General features: G+C 72.0%; 15 protein-coding genes. 3 read left to right on the top strand and 12 right to left on the bottom strand.

Features of this window, described 5'->3' with window-relative positions:
* Positions 1-71 precede the first annotated feature (71 nt).
* The 8 genes from ACFQU3_RS16265 to smc all read right to left on the bottom strand — a co-directional run bounded on the left by ACFQU3_RS16265 (position 72) and on the right by smc (position 12,588).
* On the bottom strand, positions 72-1,046 hold the full coding sequence (locus tag ACFQU3_RS16265) for a S1C family serine protease (RefSeq protein ID WP_385911595.1): 975 nt from the start codon (positions 1,044-1,046) through the stop codon (positions 72-74).
* A 165-nt stretch (positions 1,047-1,211) separates the two neighbouring features.
* A complete protein-coding gene (gene ffh / locus ACFQU3_RS16260; RefSeq protein ID WP_385911593.1) occupies positions 1,212-2,861 on the bottom strand; it encodes a signal recognition particle protein in 1,650 nt (549 codons plus the stop codon).
* Between the two features lie 69 nt (positions 2,862-2,930).
* A complete protein-coding gene (locus ACFQU3_RS16255) occupies positions 2,931-5,294 on the bottom strand; it encodes a [protein-PII] uridylyltransferase (RefSeq protein ID WP_385911591.1) in 2,364 nt (787 codons plus the stop codon).
* Positions 5,295-5,363: 69 nt separating this feature from the next.
* Positions 5,364-5,702 (bottom strand): P-II family nitrogen regulator, encoded by a 339-nt coding sequence (locus ACFQU3_RS16250; protein WP_385911589.1) that lies wholly within the window; start codon positions 5,700-5,702, stop codon positions 5,364-5,366.
* Positions 5,699-7,108 (bottom strand): ammonium transporter, encoded by a 1,410-nt coding sequence (locus ACFQU3_RS16245; protein WP_385911587.1) that lies wholly within the window; start codon positions 7,106-7,108, stop codon positions 5,699-5,701. The genes ACFQU3_RS16250 and ACFQU3_RS16245 overlap by 4 nt, the downstream gene beginning before the upstream one ends.
* Before the next feature lie 248 nt (positions 7,109-7,356).
* Complete coding sequence (gene ftsY, locus ACFQU3_RS16240; protein ID WP_385911585.1) at positions 7,357-8,568, bottom strand: signal recognition particle-docking protein FtsY; 1,212 nt, start codon at positions 8,566-8,568, stop codon at positions 7,357-7,359.
* A 102-nt stretch (positions 8,569-8,670) separates the two neighbouring features.
* Positions 8,671-8,847 carry a hypothetical protein gene (locus ACFQU3_RS16235; protein WP_385911583.1) on the bottom strand — a complete coding sequence of 59 codons (177 nt, stop codon included), beginning with the start codon at positions 8,845-8,847 and terminating at the stop codon, positions 8,671-8,673.
* 162 nt (positions 8,848-9,009) lie between these two features.
* Positions 9,010-12,588: a chromosome segregation protein SMC gene (smc, locus tag ACFQU3_RS16230; RefSeq protein ID WP_385911581.1), complete on the bottom strand. Its 3,579-nt coding sequence runs from the start codon at positions 12,586-12,588 to the stop codon at positions 9,010-9,012.
* Positions 12,589-12,711: 123 nt separating this feature from the next.
* Between smc and ACFQU3_RS16225 the strand changes: the two genes are divergently transcribed.
* Positions 12,712-13,356, top strand: coding sequence for an MSMEG_1061 family FMN-dependent PPOX-type flavoprotein (locus tag ACFQU3_RS16225; protein ID WP_385911580.1), 645 nt, complete (start codon positions 12,712-12,714; stop codon positions 13,354-13,356).
* 21 nt (positions 13,357-13,377) lie between these two features.
* On the opposite strand, the gene ACFQU3_RS16220 is transcribed toward ACFQU3_RS16225, so the two are convergent.
* Both ACFQU3_RS16220 and ACFQU3_RS16215 read right to left on the bottom strand, forming a co-directional pair.
* Positions 13,378-13,680 (bottom strand): chorismate mutase, encoded by a 303-nt coding sequence (locus ACFQU3_RS16220; protein WP_385911578.1) that lies wholly within the window; start codon positions 13,678-13,680, stop codon positions 13,378-13,380.
* Positions 13,681-13,698: 18 nt separating this feature from the next.
* A complete protein-coding gene (locus tag ACFQU3_RS16215) occupies positions 13,699-14,079 on the bottom strand; it encodes an acylphosphatase (RefSeq protein WP_385911576.1) in 381 nt (126 codons plus the stop codon).
* A gap of 108 nt (positions 14,080-14,187) precedes the next feature.
* Here ACFQU3_RS16215 and ACFQU3_RS16210 point away from each other — a divergent pair, with 108 nt between their 5' ends.
* Together ACFQU3_RS16210 and ACFQU3_RS16205 are read left to right on the top strand one after the other, a co-directional pair.
* Positions 14,188-16,182 carry an acyltransferase family protein gene (locus tag ACFQU3_RS16210; protein ID WP_385911574.1) on the top strand — a complete coding sequence of 665 codons (1,995 nt, stop codon included), beginning with the start codon at positions 14,188-14,190 and terminating at the stop codon, positions 16,180-16,182.
* The gene (locus ACFQU3_RS16205; protein WP_385911572.1) at positions 16,179-17,105 is read left to right on the top strand and encodes a DUF1932 domain-containing protein; all 927 of its coding nucleotides are present in this window, start codon (positions 16,179-16,181) and stop codon (positions 17,103-17,105) included. The genes ACFQU3_RS16210 and ACFQU3_RS16205 overlap by 4 nt, the downstream gene beginning before the upstream one ends.
* 45 nt (positions 17,106-17,150) lie before the next feature.
* On the opposite strand, the gene ACFQU3_RS16200 is transcribed toward ACFQU3_RS16205, so the two are convergent.
* On the bottom strand, positions 17,151-17,984 hold the full coding sequence (locus ACFQU3_RS16200) for an MOSC domain-containing protein (protein WP_385911570.1): 834 nt from the start codon (positions 17,982-17,984) through the stop codon (positions 17,151-17,153).
* 4 nt (positions 17,985-17,988) lie between these two features.
* A complete protein-coding gene (locus tag ACFQU3_RS16195) occupies positions 17,989-19,914 on the bottom strand; it encodes a M3 family metallopeptidase (RefSeq protein ID WP_385911569.1) in 1,926 nt (641 codons plus the stop codon).
* Positions 19,915-19,932 lie beyond the last annotated feature (18 nt).

The raw sequence follows: 19,932 nt of genomic DNA, 5'->3' as shown, positions 1-19,932 counted from the left end.
ATGCCCGCGCCGCGTCGAGGTGCTGCTGGCCGACGGACCGTCGAGCTCACGCCTGCCGTGGGCTCGACCGGTCAGCCGCGGAGGAGGCGGGGCACCGCGAAGACGTCGACGAGTGCGGAACCGCGCAGCACGGTGACCTCCATCGTGCGCCCGATCGCCTCGTCGAGCAGGATCCGCTGGAGCGACTGGGCGTCCGACAGCGGCCTGCCGTCCGCGGCGACGACGACGTCGCCCCGCATGAGGCCGGCCTGTTCGGCCGGGCTGCCGGAGACGACCTGCGCGATGCGGAGCGCGGTGCGACGGCCCAGGCGCGCGGCCACCTCATCGGACACCGGCACGGGCGCGGTCACGAGGCCGAGGTAGGCGCGCCGGACATGACCGTCCTCGACGAGGGACTCGATGATGTGCCGGGTCGTCGCGTTGATCGGCACCGCGAGGCCGAGCCCCACTCCGGCCACGGCCGTGTTGATGCCGACGACACGCCCTCGTGAGTCCGCGAGCGCCCCGCCGGAGTTGCCCGGGTTGAGGGCGGCGTCGGTCTGGATGACGTCCTCGACGAGGCGCGTCACGGTCCCGGACCGGGTCGGCAACGAGCGCCCGAGCGCACTGACGACGCCTGCGGTGACGCTTCCCTCGAGCCCCAGCGGGTTTCCGATCGCGACGACGACGTGGCCGACCTTCAGCCGGTCTGCGTCACCGAACTCCGGCGGCGACGGGATGGGCTGCTCGGCGCGAACCACCGCAAGGTCCGAGAGCGGGTCCGAGCCGACGAGGTGGACCGGCACGGACGTGCCGTCCGAGAAGTGCGCGGTGCCCCGGTCGACGCCCTCGACGACGTGGGAGTTGGTCAGGAGCAGCCCTTCGGCGGTGAGGGTGACGGCTGAGCCCCCGCCCTCGACCGTCCCGACCCGTCCCGAGCGACTGACCCGCAGGCTCGCGACGAGCGGGATGAGGCGCTCGGCAACCGAGCTCACGGCGCGGGAGTAGGCGTCGAGGACGTCGTCGTCGGGCGGCTCCTCGGCCGACGGCATCTGGAAGCGGGCCATCGGACCTCCTCGCGGTCCCGGGCCGCCCGCGACGGGCAGCCTCACCCGTTGACAGCGAACGGCACGGGGCCGGCATTCCCGACGCAGACACGGGTTCGCCCCAGGCGAACATTCCCCGCCCAGGCCCGGGCCTGAATCCGTTCGAGTCGCCTGCGTCGGATAACCTCAGCGACCGCCGCCGAGGAACTTCTCGAACCCCTTCGGCAGGCTCGCGGGGTCGAAGCCGGCCATCGGGTCGGCGTCGTCCGACGCGGGCGCCGAGCCGTTGCCGCTCCCGGGCACGCCGAAGGCGTTCTGCGCCGAGGCGGCACGACCCGCCGCCGCCTTCTCGGCGGCCGCCCGCTCCTCCGCCGCCCGCTTGGCGGGGTTGCCGCTCTTGCTCTTCTTGCGCTGCGGCTGCTGCTTGCCGCGCTTGCCCGTGCCGGGGATGCCGGGCATGCCGGGCATGCCGGGCAGGCCACCGCCGCCACCACGCGCGAGCGACTTCATCATCTTCTGCGCCTGGCCGAACCGCTCGAGCAGCTGGTTGACGTCCGTCACCGTGACGCCGGAGCCCTTGGCGATGCGCGCGCGGCGCGAGCCGTTGATCTGCTTCGGGTGCGTGCGCTCGAACGGGGTCATCGAGCGCACCATGGCCTCGACCCGGTCGAACTCGCGATCGTCGAAGGCGTCGAGCTGGTCGCGCATCCCCTGCATGCCCGGCATCATCTTGAGCATCGACTTGAGCGAGCCCATCTTCTTGATGGCGCTCATCTGCTGGAGGAAGTCCTCGAAGGTGAAGTCCTCCTCGGCGAGGAACTTGCGCGCCATCTCGTCGGCCTGGCGCTTGTCGAACGCCTTCTCGGCCTGCTCGATGAGCGTCAGCACGTCACCCATGTCGAGGATGCGGCTGGCCATGCGGTCGGGGTGGAAGACCTCGAAGTCGGTGACCTTCTCACCCGTCGACGCGAACATGATCGGCTCGCCCGTGATCTCGGCGACCGACAGCGCGGCGCCACCGCGGGCGTCGCCGTCGAGCTTCGAGAGCACCACACCGGTGAACGCGACGCCGTCGTGGAAGGCCTGCGCGGTCTCGACGGCGGCCTGCCCGATCATCGCGTCGATGACGAAGAGCACCTCGTCGGGCTGGATCGCCGAGCGGATGTCGGACGCCTGCTGCATCAGGTTGGTGTCGACGGCGAGCCGGCCGGCGGTGTCGACGATGACGACGTCGTACTGCTTGGCACGAGCCTGCTCGATACCCATCCGCGAGACCGCGACCGGGTCGCCGAACGAGCGGGTGCCCTCGCCGGAGCCGAGGACGGCGTCGTGCCCGCCCATGTTGCCGCGCTCGGGCGCGAACACCGGGATGCCGGCACGCTCGCCCACGACCTCGAGCTGCGTGACCGCGTTGGGTCGCTGGAGGTCGGCCGCGACGAGGAGTGGCGTGTGGCCCTGGTCCTTGAGCCACTTGCCGAGCTTGCCGGCGAAGGTCGTCTTTCCGGAGCCCTGCAGGCCCGCGAGCATGATGACGGTCGGCGGCTGCTTCGCGAGGACGAGCTGACGGGTCTGCCCGCCGAGGATCGCGACGAGCTCGTCCTGCACGATCTTGACGACCTGCTGGGCGGGGTTGAGGGCCTGGCTGACCTCGGCACCGAGGGCGCGCTCGCGCACCTTGCCCGTGAAGCGCTTGACGACGGGCAGCGCGACGTCCGCGTCGAGCAGGGCGAGCCGGATGTCGCGGATCGTCGAGTTGACGTCGGACTCCGAGAGCCGGCCCTTGCCGCGGAGGTTCTTGAACGTTGCGGTCAACCGGTCAGACAGGGATGCAAACACCCGGCAAGGTTATCCGCTCCGGGCCGTACGTCCGACCCGACGCCGCCCGACGGACGCTTCCGTCGTGGCTCAGTCGCCGTCGCAGGTGTCGATGATCATCGCCACGGCCTGTGCGGCACGCGCCGGCGCGAGCTGCCCGCCGCCGAACTCCGTCACGTAGAACGTGTCGAGCGTCTGGCCGGCATACGTCGCGATGTGCGCGGACCGGACCGACAGCGACGCCCGGGCGAGCGTGATGCCGATGTCCTGGAGCAGCCCGGGCCGGTCCGTGGCGCGAACCTCGATGACGGTGGCTGACTCCGAGGCGCTGCTGATGACCATGGCGCGGGTCGAGTCGACGGACCCGGATCCGGGGCTTCGGACGCCCGTCGACCTGCGACGCTGCAGCTTGCCGAGGGGCGAGCGGTCGCCGCTCGCGACCCGGACGAGGTCGCGCGAGATGACCTCGGGCAGCGGCGTCTCGTTGCCCGGCGAGTCGACCCACCACTCGTTGACGGCGACACCGTCGACGGTGCGCACGATGGCCGAGCGCACGACGAAGCCGTGTGCGGCGAGCAGGCCGGCCGTGTCGGCGAAGAGCCCGGCCCGGTCGCGGTCGATGATGTCGACCCGGTGGGCTCCCCCGAGCGACGTGACGGTGACGTAGGGCTCTCCCGAGGCGACGCGGTCCAGCGCGTCGTCGGAGAGCGGAAGCATCTCGATCGGCTCCACCACGAGTGGGCCCTCCCCTTCGGTCCGGTCGGCGAGTGCTGCCCGACAGGCGTCGTAGAGGCGAGTGACGAGTCCGGCTCGCCAGTCGCTCCAGGCCTTCGGGCCAGCGGCTGACGCGTCCGCCTCGGTGAGGGCGCGCAACAGGTCGAGCGTCGTCGCCGAGCCGTCGACCGCCTCCGAGAGGGCGGCGATGGTCGCCGGGTCCTCGGGGTCGCGCCGTGTGGCGAGCTCGACGAGGGTCAGGTGCTGGCGCACGAGTCGAACGACGGTGCGGCGGTCCGTGTCGCTGACGCCCATGCGCAGCAGGGCGACGTCGGCGAGGTCGGCGCCGGTCACCGAGTGGTCCTGCGAGCCCGGCACCTTGCCGATGTCGTGGAACACCGCAGCAAGCATGAGCAGGTCGGGGCGGGCGACGTCGCGGACCATCCCGCTCGCCGCGACGACCGTCTCGACGAGGTGGCGGTCGACCGTGTGCCGGTGCACGGCGTTGCGCTGCGGGCGGCTGCGCACCGCCTTCCACTCGGGGATCCAGCGCTCGATGACACCTGCGAGGTCAAGGCCCTCCCACACGGTGACGAGCCCGGGTCCCGCGGCGAGCAGGTCGGCGAAGAGGTTGCGCGCCACCTCGGGCCATGGCTCGGGCAGCGGGGGCGCCTGCGCGGCAAGGTTCTTCAGCGTCGTGGGAGACAGGGGTATGCCGCCCCGCGCCGCGACGACCGCCGCGCGGAGCGGGGTGACGGGGTCGGACGACAGGTCGGCCGACGGTCCGAGGACCGCCTCGCCGTCGTGCCGGTAGAGGCCGTAGCCGAGCGGCGAGAGCTGCGGGCGGCGGGGACCGACGCGCAGCGTCCTGGCGCGCTGGGACTGCATGGCCCGGCGCAGGGTGCCGTCGACGGCATACGCGATGGTGCGGGCCGACGTCGACAGGTCGGTGAGCAGGTCGTCGGCGTCGGTGTAGCCGAGCAGCGCCGCGCACGCGTCCTGGTCGTCTCGCGTCAGCCGGTCCCGGCCCCGACCGGTCACGACGTGGATCGCGTCGCGCACGTCGAGGATCCGCTCGTACGCCTGGTCGACCTCCCCGTGCGGGCGGTCGGTGAGCCACGCTGCCGTGAGGGCCCGCAGCACGGACATGTCACGAAGCCCCCCGTGGGCTTCCTTGAGGTCCGGTTCGATGAGGTGGGCGAGGTCACCCTGGCGCGCGTGGCGGGAGACGACCGACTCCTGCATCTCGCCGAGCCGCGTGCGGGCGTTGGCCCGCCAGTCGTGCGCGACCGTCGACCGCGCGGCGTTGACGACGTCGGCGTCACCCGCGACGTGCGTCAGGTCGAGCAGACCCACCGCCGCCGAGAGGTCGTCGGAGGCGACGGCCCGGCAGTCGGCCACGGTGCGCACGCTGTGGTCGAGCCTCACGCCGGCGTCCCAGATCGGGTACCAGAGCTTGTCGGCGAAGGCGCCGACCTCCTTGCCCGACAGGCCTCGCGGGTGGTGCACGAGCACGAGGTCGTAGTCGCTGAGCGGCCCGCCGTCGCCCCGCGCGAGCGAGCCGACGGCGGCGAGGGCGACACCTTCGTGCCGCCGCCCCGCGCACGCGTCGCGCCAGAGCTCCTGGAGCCACCCGAACCCGAACTCCGCGAGCGCCCGGCGGCGGGTCTGGCCCGCGCCGGGCGTCGCGAAGGTTCGGGTGCCGGCGAGGTCCAGACGTCGGGTGGTCACATCCGTCATGTCAGGTCTCGCCGTCCCCTCGAGTTGCTGTCTTCGTTTTTCTCGGTGCTTCGAGCGTTCGGTCGACGCTCAGAGAGCGTCGACGCCGCGCTCGCCGGTGCGGACCCGCACCACCTCGTCGACCGGCACGGACCAGATCTTGCCGTCGCCGATGCGACCGGTCTGTGCGGCCTTGAGGATGACCTCCACGACGTCCGAGGCGTCCACGTCGTCGACGAGGACCTCGAGGCGGACCTTCGGCACGAAGTCGACGGTGTACTCGGCGCCGCGGTAGACCTCGCTGTGGCCGCGCTGGCGGCCGTAGCCGCTGGCCTCGCTGATGGTCATGCCGGCCACCCCGAAGGCCTCGAGGGCCTCCTTCACCTCGTCGAGCTGGTGGGGCTTGATGATGGCGGTGATGAGCTTCATGCGTTGGCTCCTTCGACCTGCGCAGCGGTGACGGCGGGGCGCGTGGTGCGGCCGCCCGAGGCGGGGAACCCACCGATCTCGTACCCGGACTCGGCGTGGATGGCCTGGTCGATGCCCTCGGACTCCTCGTCCTCGCTGATCCTCCAGCCGAGGGTGGCCTTGAGGGCGACGGCGATGACGTAGGTCAGGACGAACGAGATGACGAGCGAGATGACGGCGATGAGGATCTGCAGGATCGTCTGCTTCACGCCGCCACCGTAGAAGAGTCCGGTGGTGGTGGCGAGCAGGCCGGCACCGACGGTGCCCCAGAGGCCGGCGACGAGGTGCACGCCGACGACGTCGAGCGAGTCGTCGTAGCCGAGCTTGTACTTGAGCCCGACGGCCAGGGCCGAGAGGCCACCGGCGACGACGCCGAGGATGATCGAGCCGACCGGCGACAGGGCGCCACAGGCCGGAGTGATCGCGACGAGGCCGGCGACGATGCCGGAGGCGGCACCGAGCGAGGTGGCGTGGCCGTCGCGGACCTTCTCCACGATGAGCCAGCCGATGGCGGCGGCGCACGTGGCGACGGTGGTGTTGAGCCAGACGGAGGAGGCCAGGCCGTCGGCGGCGAGCTCGGAGCCGGCGTTGAAGCCGAACCAGCCGAACCACAGCAGACCGGCGCCGATCATGACGAGCGGCAGGTTGTGCGGACGCATGGCGACCTTGGCGAAGCCGAGGCGCTTGCCGACGACGAGCGCGAGGGCCAGGCCCGCCGCACCTGCGTTGATGTGCACGACCGTGCCACCGGCGAAGTCGATCGGCAGGATGTTCGCCACTCCCTCGGTGACCCCGAAGAGCTTGGCCGAGAGGCCGCCCTCGGCACCCGACAGGAGGCCCCCGCCCCACACCATGTGGGCGATCGGGAAGTACACGGCCGTGACCCAGATGACCGCGAACGTGATCCAGGTGCCGAACTTGACGCGGTCGGCGATCGCGCCGCTGATGAGCGCGACGGTGATGACCGCGAAGGTGAGCTGGAAGCCGACGTAGATGTACTCGGGGATCCACACCCCCACGCCGAACGGGTCGATGAGTCGTGCACCGTCCTCGCCTGCGAGCTGGCCGAGACCGAAGAGGTGGAACGGGTTCGCGAAGATGCCCGCGATGTCACTCGTCCCGTCCTGCAGGTTCCCGAAGGACATCGAGTAGCCCCACAGGACGTAGACGATGCCGACGACGGCCATGGCGCCGAACGACATCATCATCATGTTGAGGACGGACTTGCTGCGGGTCATGCCGCCGTAGAAGAGGGCGAGACCCGGCGTCATGAGGAGGACCATCGAGGACGCGATGAGCATGAATGCGGTCGCGGCTTCGTTGATCACTGGTGGTTCTGCCGCGAAGGGCATCAGTGCTGTTGTCATGCGCAGGAGTCTGGATACGGGCCGTTTCACCCGACGCCTCCGTTTGTTACAGCCATGTCAACAACGTGGGGGCGGTGTTAGCGGATGGTTTCGGCCGCGGGGGCGGTCCGGATCGTGGGACGTCGTGCCCAGGGCGCGGGCTCACGACGACGCCGGCGCGGCGGGGACGCGTATGCCGTCCGGCTGGGCTGGACGGCATACCGGAGTGAAGGCTCCAGCGTCGTGGTGGGCGCGGCGGGCGCCGGAGGTCACATGACGATCGCGTCGACGAAGGCCTCGGGGTCGAAGGGGGCCAGGTCGTCGGGGCCCTCGCCGAGACCGACGAGCTTGACCGGCACACCGAGCTGGCGCTGGACGGCCACGACGATGCCGCCCTTGGCCGTGCCGTCGAGCTTGGTCAGGACGATGCCGGTGACGTCGACGGCCTCGGAGAAGACCTTGGCCTGCTGGAGGCCGTTCTGGCCGGTCGTCGCGTCGAGGACGAGGAGCACCTCGTCGATCTCGCTCTGCTTCTCGATGACGCGCTTGACCTTGCCGAGCTCATCCATGAGGCCGACCTTGTTGTGGAGGCGACCCGCCGTGTCGATGATGACGACGTCGACCTCCTCCTCGATGCCGGCCTTGACGGCGTCGAACGCGACGGCGGCCGGGTCGGCACCGTCCTTGTGCGAGCGCACCGTCGCGACACCGACGCGAGCTCCCCACGTCTCGAGCTGGTCGGCCGCAGCCGCACGGAAGGTGTCGGCGGCGCCGAGCAGCACCTCGCGGTCCTCGGCCACGAGCACGCGGGCGAGCTTGCCGACGGTCGTCGTCTTGCCGGTGCCGTTGACGCCGACGACGAGGATGACCGCGGGACGGTCGCCGACGCGGCTGCTTGCGATGCGCCGGTCCATGTCAGGTTGCACGAGCGCGAGGAGGTCGTCACGGAGCCAGCCGCGCACGGTGGCCTCGTCGGTCGTGCCGTCGACCTTGACCCTGGTGCGGAGCGACTCGACGAGCTCGGTCGTGGCCTCGACGCCGAGGTCGGAGCTGATGAGGGTGTCCTCGACCTCCTCCCACGCCTCCTCGTCGAGGCGGCCACGAGACAGGAGTGCGAGCAGGCCCTGGCCGATGGAGGAGTTGGACCGGGCGAGGCGCGCTCGCAGGCGCTGGAGACGTCCGCGGGCCGACTCGGGCCGCTCGACGACCGGCTCCGGTGGAGCGGTCGGAGCGGGTGGCGCAGGCGCCTGCTCGACCTCGGCCGGGGCGCCGGGAGTCGCCGGCGGCGCGACGGTGTCGGTCGAGTCGGTCGGCGGGCGGCGGTCGAGGTCCTCGGCCGGCAGCCCCGGCGCGGTGGGCGGCGCCTCGCGTTCGAGGGTGCGACCACGGCCACGCACGAGGCTGAAGCCGTAGGCGACCGCTCCGGCGAGGATGGCGACGCCGATGACGACGTAGATCAAGACGGTGTCCACGTCAGCCATCCAACCACGGCCTCTCGAGGCGGCCGCCGCGCGCCGGACACGGCTCAGCCACCGGCACACGGCCGGCGGCTGATGGGTGTGGGCAGGCGGCCGGGCGCGGGTCTAGTGCGTGCGCGGTCGGCGAAGGGCGCTCGAGCGGCGACGTGCCGACCGGGCCACCCCTTCCCCCTTGGCGGTGAGCAGGTCCCGGCCGCCACGGTGCGCGGGCACCGCGACGACGCCGACGACCGCGACACCGAGCACGGTGACGACGAGCATCGAGATGACCAGAAGAAGCATGTGACAAGAGTGGCTGATGGGACCCCTGTGACGCAAATACCACAGTGTGACGATTTCGCAACCCCGGTCGAGTGGGCACTCACCCCGACGGCGTACGAAAGTGCCGACTCGACGTCAGGAGCGGGGGAAAGTGCCCACTCGACGTCCGAACCGCGGGCTGGGTCAGGCGGGCTGGTCGGCGACGTCGCGCAGACGCTGCGACACGACGGTCGTCACGCCGTCACCGCGCATGCTGACGCCGTAGAGGGCGTCCGCGATCTCCATCGTCTTCTTCTGGTGCGTGATGACGATGAGCTGGGAGCTGTCGCGCAGCTCCTCGAAGAGCGTGATGAGACGCCCGAGGTTCGCGTCATCGAGGGCCGCCTCGACCTCGTCCATGATGTAGAACGGCGAGGGGCGCGCCTTGAAGATCGCCACGAGCAGCGCGACCGCGACGAGCGAGCGCTCGCCACCGGAGAGCAGCGAGAGACGCTTGATCTTCTTCCCCGGAGGACGTGCCTCGACCTCGAGCCCGGTCGTGAGCATGTTGGACGGGTCGGTGAGCACGAGACGTCCCTCGCCGCCGGGGAAGAGCCGCTGGAAGACGCGCTCGAACTGGACCGCCGTGTCCTCGAACGCCTCGGCGAAGACCCGCTCGACGCGCTCGTCGACCTCCCTGACGATGTCGAGCAGGTCGCGCTTGGAGTTCTTGAGGTCCTCGAGCTGCTCGGTGAGGAACTTGTGGCGCTCCTCGAGTGCCGAGAACTCCTCCAGCGCAAGCGGATTGATGCGTCCGAGGGCACCGAGCCGGCGTTCGGCCTGGCGCAGCCGCTTCTCCTGCGCCTCGCGCACGAACGGGATCGGCTCGGGCTGCGGAGCATCGGGGTCGGCATCGGGATCGGGCACAGCCGGCACGAGCTGGTGCGGGCCGAACTCCTCGACGAGGTCGGACGGTGAGATGCCCAGCTCCTCGACGGCCTTCGTCTCGAGCTGCTCGATGCGCAGCCGCTGCTGGGCGCGAGCGACCTCGTCGCGGTGCACGCTGTCGGTCAGCTCACGCAGCTCGGCCTGCAGGGCCGCGACGTCGCGGCGCACGACAGCGAGCTCCGCGTCGCGCTCGGTGCGCTCGGCCTCCCCCGCGGCACGCGCGCGCCCGGCCTGCTCGGCGGACTCGGCGAGCAGCGTGTGCGCCCAGGTCGCGGCAGTGCGCACGGCCTCCGCGACGGCGGCCTCGCGCTGCCGCCGGGCGCGCTTCTCCGCGAGACGCTCGCGAGCCTGCTCCTCGTGGCGGGCGCCGCGCTCGAGCGCGTCGGCGCGGTCCTTGAGGGCGCGGGCCCGCTCCTCACGGGTGCGCAGGGCGAGGCGCAGCTCGGTCTCGGCGGCGCGCGCCTCACGGGCCACCGCCTCGAGGCGGTCGCGCTCCTCGGTCGACGGCTCGTCGACGAAGTCGCCCTCGCCGCTCGCGGCCTCGAGCCGTTCGAGCAGGGCCGCGTGCTCGGCCTGGTCGGCCTCGAGGGCGGTCGTCGCGTCGGCGATGGCCTTCTCGGTGCGCTCGACCTCGGCGCGGGCGGCCCGCAGGGTCTGGCCGAGCGAGCCGAGCTTCTCGGCGATGGCCGCCATCCGGGCGTCGCTGTCGTTGAGGCGCTCGAGCGCGGCCTCGACGGAGTCGGCGAGCTCGACACGAGTCGCCTCGGCGCCGGCGACGCGGAAGCGGGCCTCCTCGCCCGCGCGCACGGCCCGGGCCATGGCCTCCTGTGCGTCGTCGAGCGCGGCCTGCAGCTCGATGAGGCTCGGCGCGGCGTTGCTGCCGCCGCGCACCGCGCCGGGAGCGTAGACGTCGCCGGCCCGGGTCACGGCAGTGACGCCCGCGTGGCGGCGCACCAGCGTCTTGGCGGCTGCGGCGTCGGGCACGAGTGCCACGCGATCGAGGACCTGCTCGACGGCAGGGCGCACCGTGTCGGGGCAGTCGACGACGTCGCGCGCCCACCGGGCCTCCCCTCTCAGAGCGGGCCACGAGGCGTGGTCGACGGGCGTCGCGGACTCGGAGACCAGCAGGCTGGCGCGTCCGGCGTCGTCGTCACGCAGCGTGTCGAGTGCTGCGGCGGCGGCGTCGAGCGACCCGACGGCGAGGGCCTCGGCGACGGACCCGAGGGCTGCGGCGACGGCGTTCTCGAGCCCCGGCTCGACGGTCACGAGCGAGGCGACGGAGCCGAGGATCTCGTGGCCGTCGTCGGCGGCCGCGAGGAGCGCAGCAGCGCCGTCCTTGCGGCGCAGGCTGAGGCCGAGGGCCTCGACACGGGCAGCGGCCGTGGTCCGGGCGCGCTCGGCCTCGGCCTCGGCCTCCTTCCAGCGGGCGAGCTCGGCCTCGGCGGCCTCGAGGCGTGCGGCGGCCTCCTCGTAGGCGGTGTCGAGCCCCTCCTCGCCCTCCTCGTCCTGGGCGACGCTCGCCTCGAGACGGGAGAACTCGCGCTCGGCCTCGGCGGCCCGGGCCTGGCCCTGCTCGACGGTGCTGCGCAGACGACCGAGCTCGGCCTCGCGAGCCTCGATGCGCGACGCCCTGGCGCCGACCTGGCCGCCGAGCTTGGCGAGTCCCTCACGGCGGTCGGCCGCGGCGCGCACCTCGCGCTGGAGGCGCGCGGTCTCCTCGGCGTGGCGGCGTTCGGCGTCGGTGCGGGTCTGGACGGCCGCCTCGAGGGCGGCCTGGGCCTCGGCGATCTCCTCGAGCAGGAACCGCTCCTGCTCGCGGACCTCGGCGGCCTGGCTGCGCAGCTGCTCGGGGTCACGGCTCTGGCCGGCGGGCTCGGGCTCGTCGTCCTCGCTGAGCAGCCGGACGCGTTCGGCTGCGAGGGACCGGGTCGAGGCCATCCGCTCGACGAGCCGCCCCAGGGCGACGTACTCGTCCTGCGCCTGGCTGAGTGCCGGGCGGGCGGCCTCGGCAGCGGCGTCGAGCGTCTCGAGACGGTGGGCGAGGTCGGCGATGGCGTCCTCGACCTCGGTGCGGCGCTCGATGAGGGCCGACTCGTCGGCGACCTCCTGCTCGAGCGTCGAGGTGAGCTGGACGAGGTCGTCGGCGATCAGGCGCAGCCGGGCATCGCGCGCGTCGGCCTGGATGACGGCCGCCTTGCGAGCCGTCTCGGCCTGCCGGCCGAGCGGGCCGAGCTGACGGCGGATCTCACCCGTGAGGTCGTGCACGCGGGTGAGGTTGGCCTCCATCGTCTCGAGCTTGCGCAACGCCCGTTCCTTGCGCTTGCGGTGCTTGAGGACGCCGGCCGCCTCCTCGATGAAGCCGCGCCGCTCCTCGGGGGTGGCCCGCAGCACCGTGTCGAGCTGGCCCTGGCCGACGATCACGTGCATCTCGCGGCCGATGCCGCTGTCGGAGAGCAGCTCCTGCACGTCGAGCAGCCGGCACGGGGTGCCGTTGATGGCGTACTCGGACCCGCCGTTGCGGAACATCGTGCGCGCGATCGTGACCTCGGTGTAGTCGATCGGCAGCGCGCCGTCGGTGTTGTCGATCGTCAGCGCGACCTCGGCGCGGCCGAGCGGGGCCCGGCCCGAGGTGCCGGCGAAGATGACGTCCTCCATCTTGCCGCCGCGCAGCGACTTGGCCCCCTGCTCGCCCATGACCCACGCCAGCGCGTCGACGACGTTGCTCTTGCCGGAGCCGTTGGGTCCCACGATGCACGTGATGCCCGGCTCGAGGCGCAGGTGGGTCGCCGAGGCGAAGGACTTGAAGCCCTTCAGGGTGAGGCTCTTGACGTACACGAACGTGGGGTTCCTTTGGTGTCCAGCCGGCGACGATCCCGGTCAGCGTACTAGCCGACGGCCGCCACCCCCGGGAGGCGAGCGCCTTCGTGCGCGGCCGGCCGGACGGCATACCGTGGACGGGTGAGCCGCCACCAGCCAGCCGACCCGTATGCCGTGACGACGCTCGAGCGGCTGCTCGAGGTGTACCCGACGGCACCCGCCCCGAACTCGATCGCCAAGGAGTCGCCGACGGTCACGCCGAGCCAGGCGCGGATCATCGAGGCAGCGCCATTCGTCGTCGTCGCCACGGTCGGTGACGGTGGGCTGGACCAGTCGCCGCGCGGCGACCACCCGGGTTTCGTCGTGGTGCGCGACGAGCGCACCCTCGTCATCCCCGACCGGCGTGGCAACAACCGGCTCGACACCCTGCGCAACGTCGTCGCCGACCCCCGCGTGGGCCTGATCTTCCTCGTGCCGGGTCTCGGCGAGGAGCTGCGCGTGCGCGGCACCGCCGTCGTCTCGACCGACCCGGTGGAGCTGGCGCGCCACGAGGTGAAGGGAACGCTGCCGGCATCGGTCCTGGTCGTCACGGTGGAGCGCGTCTACTACCAGTGCGCTCGTGCGATCAAGCGAAGTCGTCTGTGGGACAGCGCGTCCCGCGCCGACCGGGCGACGCTCCCGACCGCCGGGCAGATGACGCGCGAGGCCGGCGGGTTCGCGTCGGACGCGGAGGCAGCGGCCTATGACGCAGCCCTCGACGAGCGGCAGGACGCGACGCTGTACTGACCGTCGCGCCGAGCCGAGCGCTCACTCGTCGCCGTTGGCGATCCGCTCGTGGTGGTGGATGACCTCGGCGATGATGAAGTTGAGGAAGGACTCGGCGAAGACCGGGTCCAGACCGGCGTCGTCGGCGAGCGCCCGCAGGCGAGCGATCTGGCGCTCCTCACGCGCGGGGTCGGCGGCCGGCAGACGTCGTTCGGCCTTGAGCTGGCCGACCTGCTGGGTGCACTTGAAGCGCTCAGCGAGCAGGTGGACGAGCGCCGCGTCGATGTTGTCGATGCTGCTGCGCAGCCGGGACAGCTCGGCCGGGACCTCGGTCTCGTCACTCACGCCGTCAGCCTAGGTGGGTCAGCGTTCGACGAAACCGGAGATTCCGTCCCTCGGAACGCCCCGCTGGACCACGACGCTGTCGACGTACCCGGGTCGGCGTGTCGTCGTGGGGTGCTCGCGCAGCAGCTCCTCGAGCCGCGCCACGTCGGCCGCGCGCCCCTGGGCGACGACCTCGACACGTCCGTCGGCGGTGTTGCGCGCATGACCGACGAGGCCGAGCTCGAGGGCCTGCGCGCGCGTCCACCACCGGAAGCCGACGCCCTGCACCGTGCCGCGGACGAACATCGTCACGCGCACGACCGTGTCGTCCATGGCGTGCGTGTCGTGCGTGTCGTGCGTGTCGCCCGAGTCGCCCGAGTCGTCCGTGTGCGGAGCTGCGCTCTCGTTCGTCCCAGCCACCCGGCCACCGTATGCCCGCGTGGCGCCACACCGTCGTCCCCAGCCGTAACTATGCTCACACCAGGCACAGCGGTGACTCCACTCACTGCGGCCCACGGAAGGAGCGACGTGACGACGTCGACGATCTCTCGGGCGGCTGGCACCGGTCAGACCGCAGACACGGCCTCAGGGGCCGTCCCCCGGTCGGGGCGTGCCCGGCAGACCCGGATCGAAGGCCTCGACGGACTCCGCGCCCTCGCGATCACCGGCGTCCTCGTCTACCACCTCAACGCCGCGTGGCTGCCCGGCGGCTTCCTCGGCGTGGACGTCTTCTTCGTCGTCTCCGGCTTCCTCATCACGACGCTCCTCGTGCGCGAGCACCACCGCACGGGCCGCATCGCGCTGTCCCGGTTCTGGGTGCGGCGCGCGCGCCGACTCGTCCCGGCACTCGTGCTGTGCGTCGTGACGAGCGTGCTCATCGCTCGGCTCGTCAGCCAGGACCTCCTCGTCGACATCGGCCGGCAGATGCTCGGCGCACTGACGTTCTCGACGAACTGGATCGAGGTCGGCGCCGGCTCGAGCTACTTCGACCAGACGGCACCGCAGCTGTTCATGAACTTCTGGTCGCTCGCCGTGGAGGAGCAGTTCTACCTCGCGTGGCCGCTCATGACCCTCGCCCTGCTCGCGGTCGCCGGACGGGTGCGCGTCGGGACCGCCCTCGCGGTCGGCACGGTGTCGTCGCTGCTCATGGCGCTGCTCTTCACCCCGGGCGTCGACGCGACGCGCGTCTACTACGGCACCGACACCCACCTCATGGGGCTCATGGCCGGGGCCGCGATCGCGTTCGCGTGGGCCAGTCCCAGCCTCGCGCTCTGGGTCGCACCGTCGCGCTGGGGCCGTCCCGGGGCGTATGCCGTCCCGCTGGCAGGCGTGGTCCTGCTGGCAGAGATGGCCCTCCTCGACGAGCAGGCGACGCTGACCTTCCGCGGCGGCATCGTCCTCGCGTCGGTCGCCACCGCGGTGCTCGTCATGGGCGTCATCGAGAGGCGACCCGACGGAGTGACCGCCTTCCAGCGGGTGCTGCGACACCCGGTTGCGACGTGGGTCGGGGCCCGGTCCTACTCCATCTACCTCTGGCACTGGCCCGTCATCCTGCTCGTCGCCCTCGACAACCCGTCGGCGCCGGGCACGATGTCGCACCTGCTGACCCGGCTCTGGTGCGTGCTCGTCACGCTCGCGCTCGCCGACCTGACGTTCCGTTTCGTCGAGACGCCGTTCCGCACGCTGGGCTTCCGAGGCGTCGTGACCAGCCTGCGCGGTCGCGTGTCCGCCCTGACACGGCGTGCGAAGCAGGTGGCCGCCGGCGCCGTGGCCGCACTGGCGGTCGTGACCGCAGTGATCGTGCTGACCGCGCCCGACCAGAGCCTCACGGCCCGGATGCTCGCCGAGAACGAGGCGTCGGCGCGGTCCGACTCGATGACCGGCTCGATGACCGGCTCGATGGCCGACTCGTCCGCGGCGCCGTCGAGCAGGCCCCGCTCCGCGTCCGGCGGCAGTGGCTCCAACGGCGACCCGGCGACGGCCATCACAGCGGCGTTCACGATGCCGGGCGGCCCCGAGATCGACGCGTACGGCGACTCGATGATGGTCGGAAGCCTGCAGGCGATGCGCTACTACTTCCCCGGCATCCGCATCGACGCCAAGTCCAACCGCCGCTGGTCCGACGGTCTCGCGGAGGTGACCGCGCGTGGCGACGGCAACCGTCGCGCGGTCGTCCTCGCGTTCGGCACCAACGCGGGTGTCGACCAGGACGACGTCACGAAGGTCCTCGACGCGCTCGGCCCCCGGCGGATGGTCGTCCTCGTCAACGTCATGGGCCCGTTCGCGCGTGTCGACACCGACAACGCAGCCCTCGACCTCATCGCCCGCGACCGTCCCAACGTCATCGTGGCCGACTGGGCCGACGCCATCCGCGCCCATCCCGAACAGGTGCAGTCCGACCGGGTGCACCCGACGATCAAGGGTGCCCACCTCTTCTCCAAGACGGTGCGGAAGGCGCTCGCCGACCTCTCGCAGCGCAGCACCGGCAAGAAGGTCGTCCTCAAGGAGCTCCCGATCCCGTGACCAGCGACCCTGCGCCCGGACCGACCTCGGCACCCACGCCGGGCTTCGCGCTCGAGGTGCAGTCGATCCGCACCATCGGCATCGTCTCGCCCGGGGCGATGGGCTCGGCGCTCGGACGCGCCTGGTCCGCCGCGGGGGCCCGGGTCGTGGCCACGGTCGAGGGTCGCAGCCAACGCACCGTGTCGCTCGCCGCGGGGCTCGAGCTGCTCCCCCACCTCGACGCCGTGGTGTCGGCCAGCGACCTCGTCGTGAGCATCTGTCCCCCGGCCGCCGCCGACGACGTGCTCGACGCGGTGCTTGCCGCCGCACGCGCGACCGGGGCACGGCCGCTGCTGCTCGAGGCCAACGCGGTCTCTCCCGACCACGTCACCGCGCTGGCGGCGCGAGCGGCGGACGCCGGCCTCGACCTCGTCGACGGCTCCGTCAGCGGGGGGCCACCGACGCCCCACGGTGACACGATGCTCTACCTGTCCGGCCCCCGCGCGGACGAGGTGGCCCAGCGGCCGGCGCTCGGTCTGCGGCGACGCGTCGTCGGGGACCGTCCCGGTCCCGCGTCGGGGGTCAAGATGTGCACGGCGTCCATCTACAAGGGGACGACGGCAGTGTGGGCACAGGCCCTGCAGACCGCCGACGCGTTGGGGGTGCTGCGCCACGTGCTCGACGACCTCTCCGAGGAGTTTCCCGAGCAGGTCGCCGGTGCGGGTCGACGGATCGCCGCCGCCACGGCCAAGAGCGCGCGCTTCGTCGACGAGATGGAGAGCATCGCGCGGACGCAGGGCGCGGTTGGCGCCTCGGCTGAGCTCTTCGAGGGCATGGCTGCGGTCTACCGCCGACTCTCGGCCACGCCACTCGCGGCCCTGAGCCCGGAGGACGCGGCAGCTGTCACCGAGCTCGGCGACGTGCTGGCCCGGCTGCGCGCCTGACCGCGGGTCACACGGGTCGAACGTGGTGATCGGTCTGCGGTGGGCTCAGCGTGCGACGACCTCGTCGCCGACGCGGATCGCCGCTCCGGCGGCGAGCGGGAGCACGGGTGTGAGCCGGACACCGAACCACGTCGCACCGTCCCACCTGCGGTGCCGGGCCAGCGTGCGGATCGGTTCCTTGCCGCTGCGCAGGTCCTTGCGGTCGATCGTCGTCATGACGCACCGGTCGCACACCATCGTGTGCCGGTAGACGACATCGCCGATGCGCACCGACCTCCAGGCGTCCTCCGCGAACGGCTCGCCGCCGTCGATGACGACATTGGGTCGGAACCGCTCGTGACCCAAGGGGTCCGCGGGCTGCTCGCCACGTTCGAGGGCCGTCTCGAGCAGCCAGTCGTTGAGACGGCTCAGCGAGGACTCGGAGGTGACGTGCAGCGGCGCGGCGTCGGACAACGAGTTGCGGTCTCCCTCGGCGCCGCCCATCTCGGCCCGGACCGGACGGACCGTCGCGTCGTCCTGCCACACGAGGCGCAGCGGCCGCCCCACCCGCGTCGAGAGCCACTCCGCAGCCGCGTCGCCTGCCGGGCGCGCCCAGTCCTGACCCGAGAACGACACCGTGACGGGCTCCGCGTCGCGCGGCGGCTCGACGACCAACGGGTCGCCACCCGGCGCGACGAGGCGCACCGCCCCGCCGTCGAGCGGCTCGGCCCGCAGCCCCAGGAGCGCGTGCTCCTCGCGTGCCGTCACCTTCGTCCCCTCGGGGTCGACGACGGCCCAGCGCCGGTCACCGCGCAGCCCCCGCTCCTCGACGACGGCCTCGGCCAGGGCGACCCCACCCAGGGACTTGACGGGGTATGCCGTCAGCGCCGAGACCGCCACGCGGTCACTCGGCGAGCCAGGCGGCATACGCGTCGAACGTGTAGGGACGGCCGAGGAAGCTCTCGACGAGGTCGGCGGCATCGAGGCGGCCACCCTGCGCGAGGACCTTGTCACGGTAGGCGCCGGCGACCTCGGGGTCGAAGAGGTCGCCGCGGTCGAACGCCGAGAACATGTCCTTGGCGATGACGAGCGACCACATGTACGTGTAGTACGCCGAGCTGTAGCCGTCGAGGTGTCCGAAGTGGCACTGCATGTGCGTGCCCTCGAGGTACGGGAAGACGGAGTAGCGCGCCATGAGCGCGCGCAGCCGCGCCGTCAGGTCGTCGGTCTCGTTGACGTGGAAGTCGTAGGACAGCGCGGCGTAGAACATCTGTGTCCGCGCGTCGTAGCCCTTGCCGAAGTCGTCGGCCTTGCGCATCGCCTCGACGAGGTCGGCGGGGATGGTCTCGCCCTCGGCGTTGCGTGCGAACGTCGCGAGCACGTCAGCGTCCCACGCCCACTCCTCGAGCATCTGGCTCGGCGCCTCGACGAAGTCCCACTCGGTCGCGACCCCGGAGAACCGCACCCACTCGGTGCGGCCCGCGAGCACGTGGTGCACGAGGTGGCCGAACTCGTGGAAGAGCGTCACGACCTCGTCGTGCTCCATGAGCCCACGGTTGAAGTTGCAGACGAGCACGCCCTCGGCGAGCTGCGTGCCGGCGACACCGCGGGCGAGGTCGAACTGGGCGGCGTGCTTGTACTTGCCGTCGCGCGGGTGCAGGTCGAGGTGGATGCGCCCGATGCGCTCGCCCTCGAACGACACGTCGTAGGTCGCGACCTCCTCGTGCCAGGCGCGGGCGTCCTCGCGCGCGACGGATGTCCACTCGAGGCCGAAGAGGCGGCCCGTGACGTCGAGCAGGCCCTGGCGCACCGACTCGAAGGGGAAGTACGTACGAACCCGCTGGGCGTCCACCGCGAGCTGTTCCTTGCGGACGAGCTCGGCGTAGTACGCGGCGTCGGCGCCGTCGATGTCGGTCGCGTCGGGTCGGTCCTGGCGCAGCCGGTCGAGCAGCACCGCCTTGTCGCGCTCGGCGCTCTCGGTCGACAGCTCGGTGATGCGGTCGATGAACTCCGCGATGGCCTTGCCGTTGCCGATCATCTTGACCTCGGCGTCGTAGTCGGCCCACGAGTCGTAGCCGAGCAGGGCGGCGTGCTCGCGCCGCACGGCGAAGATCTTCTGGAGCACCGCGTCGTTGGCGGGCCACGCGATGGTCAGGAACTGCGTGACGAGCTCGCGCCGGGCCTGCGCGTCGTGCGCGAAGGTGCGGAACGGCACGACGTCGGGGTAGTCGGTCGTCACCGTGACGAGACCGTCCTCGCCCACCTCGTGGGCATCGACCCAGTCCTGCGGGAGCCCGGCCAGGCGGTCAGGGGTGACCCGGATGCTGCGGACGTCCTCGCGGATGTTCTTGCTGAACTCCTGGCTGAGCAGGATGCTCTGCTCACTCAGCTCCCGCAGCCGGTCTCGCGTCGCCTCGTCGCGGTCGACGCCGGAACGGCGGAAGTCGCGCAGCGTGCGCTCGAGGACCCGCGCCGCGTCCGGGTCGAGCCCGGTGGCGTCGAGACCGGCGAAGACGGCATACAGCTCGGTGTCGAGGCCGAGGTCGGTGTCGAGCTTCTGCACCTGCTGCGCCACGCCCTCGGCGCGATCGCGCACGGCCTTGTCCGGGTGCACCTCGGAGAAGAGCGACCCGACGGAGGCGGCGTTCGAGAGCGCCACCTGGGCGTCGTTCCAGACCTGGAGCACCTCGAGGGTGTCCTTCGGCGGGTCCGCGCGCAGGCCCTCGACGAGCGATCGGGCCAGCGCGAGCTGCTGCTCGCCGCGGGCTCCGACCCAGTCGAGCCAGTCGCTGTCGAGGGGCAGGGGCAGGTGCGTGGGCTCCGTCGTCACAGACGGCACTGTATGCCG

The sequence above is a fragment of the Terrabacter sp. GCM10028922 genome (genome assembly GCF_042666095.1).
In the GTDB taxonomy this organism is placed as follows: Bacteria; Actinomycetota; Actinomycetes; order Actinomycetales; family Dermatophilaceae; genus Terrabacter.
Note: the sequence above shows the minus strand (reverse complement) of the source record. Positions and strands in the feature narration are given on the sequence as shown.